This window comes from Microcoleus sp. K1-B1 (assembly GCF_036704705.1).
GTDB lineage: Bacteria > Cyanobacteriota > Cyanobacteriia > Cyanobacteriales > Microcoleaceae > Microcoleus.
In genome coordinates this window covers 40,941-50,398 of the sequence record NZ_JAUBSH010000048.1, presented here as the reverse complement: position 1 = coordinate 50,398, position 9,458 = coordinate 40,941, and the positions used below count along the sequence as shown (strand labels likewise).

Sequence of the window (9,458 nt, the reverse complement as noted above, 5' to 3'; positions counted from 1 at the left end):
TTCGGTCGTTTGATTTTCCAATACGCTTCATTCAACAACAGCCGTTCCTTGCACTTCTTGTTAGGTGCATGGCCAGTTGTCGGTATCTGGTTTACCGCTTTGGGTATTTCCACGATGGCTTTCAACTTGAACGGTTTCAACTTCAACCAATCGATTATCGACTCTCAAGGTCGTGTGATCAATACTTGGGCTGATGTCATCAACCGCGCTAACTTGGGTATGGAAGTAATGCACGAGCGCAATGCTCACAACTTCCCTCTCGACTTGGCTGCTGGTGAGACAACTCCCGTAGCAATGGTTGCTCCTTCTATCAATGGCTAAGTTTTAGTCCCAGATTACAAAAAGCGCTCCTAGAAATAGGGGCGCTTTTTGTTTGGGGAAAATATTTTTATCGACCTGTTTCTATCCGTTAAATCCCTTAAATCCGTTACCCCCCTTACTTCCGTTACATCCATCCGTGGCCTTCCTTCTTGCTTTTTACTTATTTTTTCTTCCTTTATTCTTTAATTTTTTATGATTACTATAGAATATAGCCACTAGGCCGATCGAGATACTGTGACATACTCCACGGGCGAAATCTTATATTATGGTCTAGGATTCCAATAGTCGGATTCAGAATATGTTGGGCTTGCTATAAAGTTTTCGCGAGCAGCAATGCAATTGTGTCAATTCCAGAATCTAACCATAGACAAATGTAGCTGATCAGGAGTCGCTCCTCACCGTCCCAAGCGCTCTATCTGTAAGGAGAATTTGTATTATGAAAGATGGACAAGAAGTACGCCGCGTCTCCACAGCCGTCATTGCCGGTGTTTGCGGGTTGGCTTTACTGACGGGAGGGGGCATTGCCTGGTGGACCGCGAACCGTTCGCCAACCCCCGCAGATACGCCGTCTTCTGCTCAGACTACGGCTCCGCCGCTTTCCCCAATTCCTGCGGAATCTCCTGCTGTAGTTATCCCCGTACCCCCTCCAAATCCTGTACAAGTGCCACAGGTTCAGACGCCACAGGTTCAGACGCCGCAGGTTCAGACGCCTAACGCTCTGATCCCAAAGTCGCCGCAGCCAAAGCCTTTGCCGCAGACTGATGTCCAGACGGTGCAAGTCTATTGGGTTAAAGATGCGAGCGGTAAATTTGAGGGAGTTCCTACGAAAGTAGCTGTCAAACAAGCTGACAAGCCTGATGCAGCTTTACAAGCTGCTTTTAACAGTTTGTTGGCTGGGCCGAAGGATGGAACTGTTTCTAGCGAAATTCCTAATGGGACAAAACTCAGGGGTTTGAGTGTTAAGAATGACGGAGTTTATGTCGATTTGTCGTCCGAATTTACTTCGGGGGGAGGGAGCAATTCGATGACTAGCCGATTGGGGCAAGTTATCTATACGGCTACGAGTTTACAACCAAATACCAAGGTTTGGATTTCGGTGGAAGGGAAGCCTTTAGAACTTTTAGGCGGCGAAGGTTTGGAGGTGGCTCAGCCGAGTACCCGCCAAAGTTTTGACAAAAATTTTCCCCTTTAGTAATTATGAGTCATTAGTTACAAGTGATTAGTCATCGGTCTCAAGGCCGAGAATAGGAATTGATAACTGATGACTCATGACGGAGGATTGAGGATTGAGGATTGAGGACTGGCAACTAATTTTCAGTGCTTGGTAGTTAGGCTAAATGCTCGAAAGTGTAGGGCTTGCTGTTCGATCCGGCTGGCAAGCCGATCGCACACCATATTACACAGCTCAAAAATTAACTCGTCTTGCACCTTATAATAAGCTGAAGTCCCTTCACTCCGGCGAGTGAGGATACCAGCTTGGAGCATGAGTTTTAGGTGCTTAGAAACATTGGCTTGACTCGTTTGAGTAGCTTCCACCAATTCTTGCACGCATTTTTCGCCGTCGCGAAGCAAGTTCAAAATTCGTAAACGCATGGGTTCGCTCAAAATACTGAAATACTCAGCAACTTGTTGCACAACCTCTTGCGGGACAGGCTGGGATGACTTCATCAAACTCACCGGAGAGAAGTGATCGGGAAATATTAGCATTTATTCTGTCCATAACAATAAAGTAATCCTTCAATCCGGATTAATTCGCATCAAAACTTGACCGTATTCGACAGGTTCGCCATTTTGAACTAAAATTTCCATCACTTGACCGGAGACTTCATCAGCATCGATCTCGTTCATCAGCTTCATCGCTTCGATAATACAGACTGTCTGGCCGACCTTGATGCGATCGCCCACATTGACAAAAGGAGGCTCGTCAGGAGCAGCAGCGCGATAAAAGGTTCCTACCATCGGCGAGATAATTGACACCCATTTGGTATCGACAGAAGCAGGTACGGCAGCAGGTACGGCGACAGGGGCGACGGGTACAGGGGCAGCCTGATCCGCTGCTAAATTTTGGTCAACAGCAGGAGGTGACGCTAAGGTGGGGCTAGGAACCGCGCCCAAGGCGATCGGAGCGACAGTCGCCACGGCAGCAGGGAGCGCAGCAGAGGTGGCTGGTGAACTTGCCAGAATGCCTTTGCGTACTGTCAGTTCAATATCCCCACTTTTTAAGGTCAGTTCCGAAATGCCAGTTTTGTCTAATACAGTTAGCAGGTCACAAAGCTGGTTTAAGTCTAGTTGCACAGCAGATTCAAGGGTAATTGAGAATTGAAAATTGAGAATTGAAAATTGAAAATTACGAATCAGGCGAAGCTAGGAGCATCAACGACTTTGGACGAAAAAGGGATAGTTTTTAAGCTGTGAGCGATGAGTATTGAATTTGGAATTCTTTAACTCATAACTCAGAACTCAAAACTAAAAACTCCCTTTTCCTCCCTCGTTTCTACTCTCGGCCGAGGTACTTGTCTTCACGAGTATCAATCCGAATCCGTTCTCCAATGGAAATAAATAGAGGCACCATAACCTGAGCTCCGGTGGAGACGATCGCGGGTTTGCTGCCACCGGTGGCAGTATCTCCTTTGACTCCCGGATCGGTTTGCAGCACTTCCAAGACAACAGAGTTGGGCAGTTCCACTTCCATGATTTGGTCGTTCCAGCGCAGGATGCTGACTTCCATCCCTTCACTGAGGTACTTGACACGATCGCCTATTTGCTTAGCATTGAGGCGACTTTCCTCGTAAGTTTCCATATCCATAAAGACGAAATCGTCGCCCTCTTTATAGGTATGCTGCATCACACTCTTTTCCAGGTTGGCTTGAGGCATAGTCTCGCCCGCCCGGAAGGTTTGTTCTACTACGTTTCCGGTTTGGACGTTTTTTAATTTTGTCCGCACGAAAGCCGAGCCTTTTCCTGGCTTGACGTGGAGGAATTCGATAACCCGCCACACGCCGTTATTCCATTCAATTGAAACACCTGGTCGAAAGTCGTTACTGGAAATCATATAAATTTTTGCGGGCAATCCCGTCGCCTTGGCGGCACGGGGGAACTACAGTCAGTCGATTTTAGATTTTAGATTTTAGATTTTAGATTTACTCCACAGATGAATTTGGGAGATTGAACCTTGGTCTAAAATTTTGATCTCTCCACGACAGGAGTCTGGGGATTGTATCCGTTTTTGAGCGGGTCAGCTTAAAGCCGCAGTCTAGCTGACGGCATCAAAAAGCAATTGGCATTTTATTTTACCGTTCAAAGGGAGCAAGTGCTTTACTGAAATGTTAATGGCAGTGGGCTGTTGTCAGTTGTCAGTTGACTGTTGACTGTTGACTGTTGTTAGTGGGCAACTCCTCCGCAGCCAAATCAACAGGCACTTTAGATGGGTAGCAGCTTAGAGGGCGGGCAGCGCTGTGGGAAGATAAGAGAGGCAATAAAAGTTAAAGTTATGTTGCATTGGCCTAATTTCTCGATCAATACGTGCAAGCGCTGGGTCAAAACCGTCGCTTTAGCACTCTTGCTGTTCACTCTCTCCCTGAGTTTCAGTGCAGTCTCCCATGCCAAACGCCCCAGCAGCAGTATGCCTGCGGGGAATGCGATTACGGACGGGCGGGCGCTGCTGCGCTTCGCTTTACCTATTGACAATCAGACTGTACGAGAGTTGCAAATTAGTCTCGAAGACATTGGCAACCACATACGATCTAAACGTTGGGGGCCTATTAGCAGCGATGTCAGTAAAGCTTCCAGGATTCTCAACCTTCGGGAATCTGACCTTTTAGAGAGTATTCCCGACGCCAAAAAGCCGGAAGCTGAGGCGCTAGTTGCAGGAGTCAAGGAGAAAATTGCTCAACTGGAAAAGGCTGTTGAGGCTAAAGACAGGGACAAAGTGATTGATTTGAAAGCCACCATCCTAGGTTCGGTAGGCGAAATCGAAGAGTTGATGGTGACAAAGTTTCCGTTTGAAGTGCCTGCCAAGTATGCTAATCTGCCTCAACTGAAAGGGCGCGCTACTGTGGCTGTACAAACTGAAAAAGGGGAAATTACTGTTGTGGTTGACGGCTACAGCGCCCCGGTTACGGCTGGTAATTTTGTGGATTTAGTCGATCGAGGTTTTTATGACGGTTTGCCGTTTATTCGATCGGAAGAATCTTACGTTTTGCAAACCGGAGACCCCGAAGGCAAGGATGTTGGTTTTATTGACCCAGCTACGGGCAAATACCGGAATATACCGCTGGAAGTGCTCGTCAGGGAGGAAAAAGAACCTATTTACGGGATTACTCTAGAAGATGCGGGGCGTTATCGCGACGAACCTGTTTTGCCTTTTTCTGCTTTCGGTACTGTGGCCATGGCCCGTACAGAAACTGACCCTGATAGCGCTTCTTCTCAGTTTTTCTTTTTCTTGTTTGAACCTGAACTCACGCCCGCTGGCCTGAATCTGTTGGACGGCCGCTATGCTGTTTTTGGTTACATGATTGAAGGAAAAGAAGTTTTGGAGCAACTGAAGCAGGGAGACAAGATCGTATCTGCTAAGGTAGTTAAAGGAATCGAAAATTTGGTGCGACCTCAAGTTTAATTATTGACGGCGATTGAAATCGCTTTTACACCAAAGTGACGGCGATTGAAATCGCTTTTACAGAAACAAAGCCCGCCTGCGCGGGCTGAAAAAATCAATAGTGACAGGCATTGAAATCTTTTCTAAATAAAGGTAACGGCGATTGAAATCACTTTTACACAGACAAAGCCCGCCGGAATCAGGCTGGAAGAAGAGATAATTTTTATAGTTTCGTTATTTAAATTAGGAATTCAATCGAAAATATGGCTATTTTACAATTTTTATTGGTAATGGGCTTGGGCGGATTCGCAGGCTTGTTGATTGTAAAAAATGTGAATGAAAACAAGCAAAAGCAGCGGTTGGATGAGGCTTTTTATCAGTTGTTGGAAACTCAAAACAGTCAAATTTCGCTGATTCAACTGGCGGCTAGTGCTAGGGTTGAGGCTGAAGTTGCTCAGCATTATTTAACTCGGCAAGTTAAGATTTTTTCGGCGATTTTAGAGGTAGATGATGAAGGAGATACTTTTTATAGATTTCCTAGGTTGCGCTTGCCACCGAGTTCCGGTAAGGAATGGTGAAGTGAGAAAGTGCGATCGACTAATTCAAAATTATGCAAGTTAAAGATATCGGGGAACAAGGTCTTTTAAGAATATTGCAAAAATTCTGCCCCCCAGAGATAGTGGGTGATGATTGCGCTGTCATGGCTACAAATCCCAACCAATCTCTGGCTATCACTACAGATATGTTGGTGGATGGAGTGCATTTTAGCGATCGCACTACGGGGCCTTATTACGCAGGATGGCGCGCCGCAGCGGCAAATTTGTCGGATCTGGCTGCGATGGGAGCAAAGCCTCTGGCGGTGACTGTAGCCCTCGCTGTGGCGGCGGATACGGCTGTGGAGTGGGTTGAAGAGTTTTACCGGGGGATGACAGCTTGCTTGCAAGAATATGATACGCCGATCGTCGGTGGCGATGTTGTGCGATCGCCCGTGGTGACGGTGGCGATTACGGCTTTTGGACAAGTTGAGTGCGATCGTACCATTAGTCGGTCAAATGCGCGATCGGATTGGGCGATTGTCGCCACTGGGGTTCACGGAGCCTCCCGCGCGGGATTAGAATTGCTGTTAAATCCCGAATTCGGGCAAAATCTGGAAAAGGTCGATCGAGCTTCTTTAATTCTCGCTCACCAGTGCCCTAAACCAAGACTGGATGTTTTGCCGATTATTAGGGAAATTTTAGATTCTGCGGGTGAGTTTTCCATCGCCGGAATGGACAGTAGCGACGGTTTAGCAGATGCGATTATTCAAATTTGTCGGGCTAGCGGTGTTGGCGCAAAAGTCGATCGTACAAAAATACCAATTCCCGATATTTTCAGCGAAATCCTATCAACCGAAAAAGCTTTAGATTGGGCATTATACGGCGGCGAAGACTTCGAGTTAGTGCTTTTTTTGCCAATAACAAGCGCTGAGTTATTGGTAGAAAAAATAGGAAATGGAGCCGCGATTGTGGGAATCGCTACGGATAGCGCCGATATCTGGTTGACTGATAGCAGCGGTATTTATCGTGATACTGTATTAAAGCTCGATCGAGGATTTCAACACTTCTGAATTATCTCGCTTGTCCGCATAGGCGGACTTGGTTTGTGTAGACGAGGTTTCAACCGCTTGGTTTTTGCCTGTTACAAATTTTCCGCCAGCGAACCGTTGCCTCTGTTATTGTAGGCAGTAGCCAGATTATTTTGGGTTTCCGTCCATTTTTCACTACCGGGTTCCCGATTATTTAAAACTATTTGATAACCAGTAATGGCAATTTCAATATTATTCGCTCTATTGCCACCGGGAAAGTCACTAATATGAATACTCAAATTTTCAATAAGCCCGATAATTGAGCTAATTGTTTCTGAGTTTTCGCCGGCAATTAACTTCGGCACCACTTGCTGTAAAGTCTCGGCAAAAGTGGCATTAAGGAGATGTTGTCGCCCTTCCAGCATAGGATAAATTACTGCTGTATCCCCGTTGCTATCTTGTTCTGATTGCAATAATTCTAGGAAAAAATTTGCATACTCTTGGAAAATTTCACTGGCTGAGTTATTGCTATCTACGTCATCGTTCATATCGATGAGCGGCGCTAGGTAACTAGCTAGATGTCGGAGGAATTTAGCGCCATTTTCCCCTCCTTGTTCTGCCAATGTTGATGCTACTAACTCGCAAGTTTCCAGAAATCCGCGATCGAGTAATTCTGAGTTATCCTGTAATATCTGCGCTTCCTCTCCGTTGGGGGCATTCAGCAGGGTGTGAATTAATTGCAGATAGGCTTGGGCGCGGTTTTCTTCCATTTTGGGGAGTTGTGAATAACACCGGGATTTATTTTAGCATGATTTTACAATATTTTTTAGGGGCGGATTCGCCAACCATATATAACAATTACCAACCATCTATATAAACCGGCCCTGCCACCACCTATAACCCACGTCAACCTAAAATTTGCCTCGCATCGCCTAAATGTAAATGATGATTGTTGGTTGGGTGGGGGCGGGTTTTTGAGATTGTTTATTTCAGGCAATTATGGTTGGTGAACCCGCCCCTACAGGATGTATGAAAGATTATTTTGATTGTGCGCGGGTGGTTATAAACAGGGTTTTTGGGAGATACTTCATTACAGTCGATAAAAATCGTAAAAACCCGGTTTCTTGGGAATTTTAACCGCAGATTTTCAGGCTAACGTCTAGATAATGCTACCTTGGGCATTAATCTATCCAAAATTTGCTCGATCGCAATTACTGTCCAATCAATATCAGCTTCTGTGGTTTCTCGTCCTAGAGTCAAGCGAATTCCCCCAACTGCGCCGATTTCGTCATATCCCATTGCTAATAATATCGGACTGGGAGTTAGTTGGCCGCTGCTACAAGCAGAACCGGAACTAATGCCAATTCCTGCTAAATTTAGCTGCCGCACTAGAGTTTTGCCTGTGATTCGTTCTGTATCTCTCTGTTGATAAGGGCGGGAGGAAGGGGAGATTATGCAAAAACTTACGTGGTGTGGGAGTCGGAAATATCGATCGCCCGTTGGTACTAAACTGGGTACGTGGGATAATCGGTCAAAAAGCCGATCGCGCAATGCAATTAACCTCGGCGTTTCCACATCTATTTCCTGCAATGCTAACTCCGCCGCCACCCCAAAACCGACAATTGCCGGCAGGGCTTGTGTCCCGGAACGCAGTTTCAATTCTTGGCCACCACCGCCCAACATTGGCACTAATTCTACTCCCGGACGCACGTAAAGCGCACCCGCACCTTGTGGCCCGTAAAGTTTGTGACTGGAAACCGAAAGCAAGTCTACGGGAAGTTTCTGCACGTCAACCTGCAGCTTGCCGGCAACTTGAACTGCATCGGTATGAAACATGATATTGCGATCGCGCGCAATTTGTCCTAATGCCTCAATTGGTTGCAGCGTCCCAACTTCGCTTTGTCCGTAAATGATTGAAATTAACACTGTATTCGATCGCAACGACTCTTGCAAATCCAAAGGGTGAATGCGCCCAAATTTATCCACTGGTAGGCGCGTCACTTCCCATCCCAACTGTTCGAGTTGTCGCGCCGGTTCTGCTACTGCGGAGTGCTCTACGCTGGAGATAATGATATGCTGCGGCTTTGTATAAAGACGCGCAATTCCCATAATTGCTAAATTGTCCGCTTCAGTGCCACCACTGGTAAAAATCATCGATTCCGGTAGCGCGTTAATTAAGCTAGCAACCTGCATTCTTGCTAATTCTAAAGCTGTCGCCGCCCTTTGTCCCCACTCGTGCAAACTGGAAGGATTACCCCACTGCTGAGTCAGGGCTTTTTGGATGGCTTGAATTGCTTCTGGGCGTGCGGGTGTTGTGGCACTATAGTCGAGGTAAATTTGCATGATTTTAATGAGTTAGTTGTTAGTTGTTAGTTGTTATTGGTTATTGGTTAGTTGTTATTGGTTAGTGGTTATTGGTTATTGGTTAGTTGTTATTGGTTAGTTGTTATTGGTTAGTTGTTATTGGTTAGTGGTTATTGGTTATTGGTTATTGGTTATTGGTCAAGAGTCTGTGGGTGGTTTGCTTTTGGGTATTTTCTTAATTTTCAACGCTTGAGTATTTGCTTTGCTTTGAATTGAGTTTAGGTAAGCGTTGAGTTTGGGAGATAGTTCGTCTATTAAAGGTTTTATGCGCTCGATTTGCTCGGTGGTTAACAGGTGTCGGGCACAAGCTAATCTTAACCAGTGTCTTGTTTCATGCAGTGACCCCCGGGCTATTTTGATAAAACGTTGATTATCATTGTAGTTATACCCCCCATTCCCCTCGGCAATATTAGCACCAATACTATCGACTGACCTAACCAATTGTTGCCCAACTGTATTTTTAGCAAAGAAATCCCAGGATTGAACAATAAACCAAACTTCATTAGAAATTTGCTCTGCTAATTGATAAACCTGCAACTCTTGAAACCTAACCATACATTGAAAAGTTGAACATTGAACAATTATAACATCTTCCCCCAAAAAAAGCACAACTAA

General features: G+C 45.8%; 10 protein-coding genes and 1 pseudogene. 5 read left to right on the top strand and 6 right to left on the bottom strand.

Annotation, left to right across the window (positions count from 1 at the left end):
• Nucleotides 1–321 (top strand): annotated as a pseudogene (locus tag QUA83_RS18105) (photosystem II q(b) protein); the annotation flags it as partial.
• 436 nt (nt 322–757) lie between these two features.
• Nucleotides 758–1,513, top strand: coding sequence for a GerMN domain-containing protein (locus QUA83_RS18100; protein WP_333294891.1), 756 nt, complete (start codon nt 758–760; stop codon nt 1,511–1,513).
• A 122-nt stretch (nt 1,514–1,635) separates the two neighbouring features.
• Here the strand turns inward: QUA83_RS18100 and QUA83_RS18095 are convergent, their stop codons facing one another.
• From QUA83_RS18095 to efp, 3 genes are all read right to left on the bottom strand, one after another.
• A complete protein-coding gene (locus QUA83_RS18095; RefSeq protein ID WP_006631662.1) occupies nt 1,636–2,028 on the bottom strand; it encodes an ArsR/SmtB family transcription factor in 393 nt (130 codons plus the stop codon).
• Between the two features lie 30 nt (nt 2,029–2,058).
• Nucleotides 2,059–2,616 (bottom strand): acetyl-CoA carboxylase biotin carboxyl carrier protein, encoded by a 558-nt coding sequence (accB, locus tag QUA83_RS18090; protein ID WP_333294890.1) that lies wholly within the window; start codon nt 2,614–2,616, stop codon nt 2,059–2,061.
• A 199-nt stretch (nt 2,617–2,815) separates the two neighbouring features.
• Nucleotides 2,816–3,373 carry an elongation factor P gene (gene efp, locus QUA83_RS18085; RefSeq protein ID WP_041622404.1) on the bottom strand — a complete coding sequence of 186 codons (558 nt, stop codon included), beginning with the start codon at nt 3,371–3,373 and terminating at the stop codon, nt 2,816–2,818.
• A 438-nt stretch (nt 3,374–3,811) separates the two neighbouring features.
• On the opposite strand from efp, the gene QUA83_RS18080 reads away from it, so the two are divergent.
• The 3 genes from QUA83_RS18080 (at nt 3,812) to thiL (ending at nt 6,521) form a co-directional block, all read left to right on the top strand.
• Nucleotides 3,812–4,936 carry a peptidylprolyl isomerase gene (locus QUA83_RS18080; protein ID WP_333294889.1) on the top strand — a complete coding sequence of 375 codons (1,125 nt, stop codon included), beginning with the start codon at nt 3,812–3,814 and terminating at the stop codon, nt 4,934–4,936.
• Nucleotides 4,937–5,178: 242 nt separating this feature from the next.
• On the top strand, nt 5,179–5,493 hold the full coding sequence (locus QUA83_RS18075; protein ID WP_333294888.1) for a hypothetical protein: 315 nt from the start codon (nt 5,179–5,181) through the stop codon (nt 5,491–5,493).
• Between the two features lie 32 nt (nt 5,494–5,525).
• A complete protein-coding gene (gene thiL, locus QUA83_RS18070) occupies nt 5,526–6,521 on the top strand; it encodes a thiamine-phosphate kinase (RefSeq protein ID WP_333294887.1) in 996 nt (331 codons plus the stop codon).
• A gap of 71 nt (nt 6,522–6,592) precedes the next feature.
• On the opposite strand, the gene QUA83_RS18065 is transcribed toward thiL, so the two are convergent.
• The 3 genes from QUA83_RS18065 to QUA83_RS18055 form a co-directional block, all read right to left on the bottom strand.
• The gene (locus QUA83_RS18065; protein WP_333294886.1) at nt 6,593–7,249 is read right to left on the bottom strand and encodes a hypothetical protein; all 657 of its coding nucleotides are present in this window, start codon (nt 7,247–7,249) and stop codon (nt 6,593–6,595) included.
• Nucleotides 7,250–7,631: 382 nt separating this feature from the next.
• The gene (locus QUA83_RS18060) at nt 7,632–8,822 is read right to left on the bottom strand and encodes a cysteine desulfurase family protein (RefSeq protein ID WP_333294884.1); all 1,191 of its coding nucleotides are present in this window, start codon (nt 8,820–8,822) and stop codon (nt 7,632–7,634) included.
• A gap of 159 nt (nt 8,823–8,981) precedes the next feature.
• Nucleotides 8,982–9,458: four helix bundle protein (locus QUA83_RS18055; protein ID WP_333294883.1), on the bottom strand; the 477-nt coding region annotated here is incomplete at its 5' end.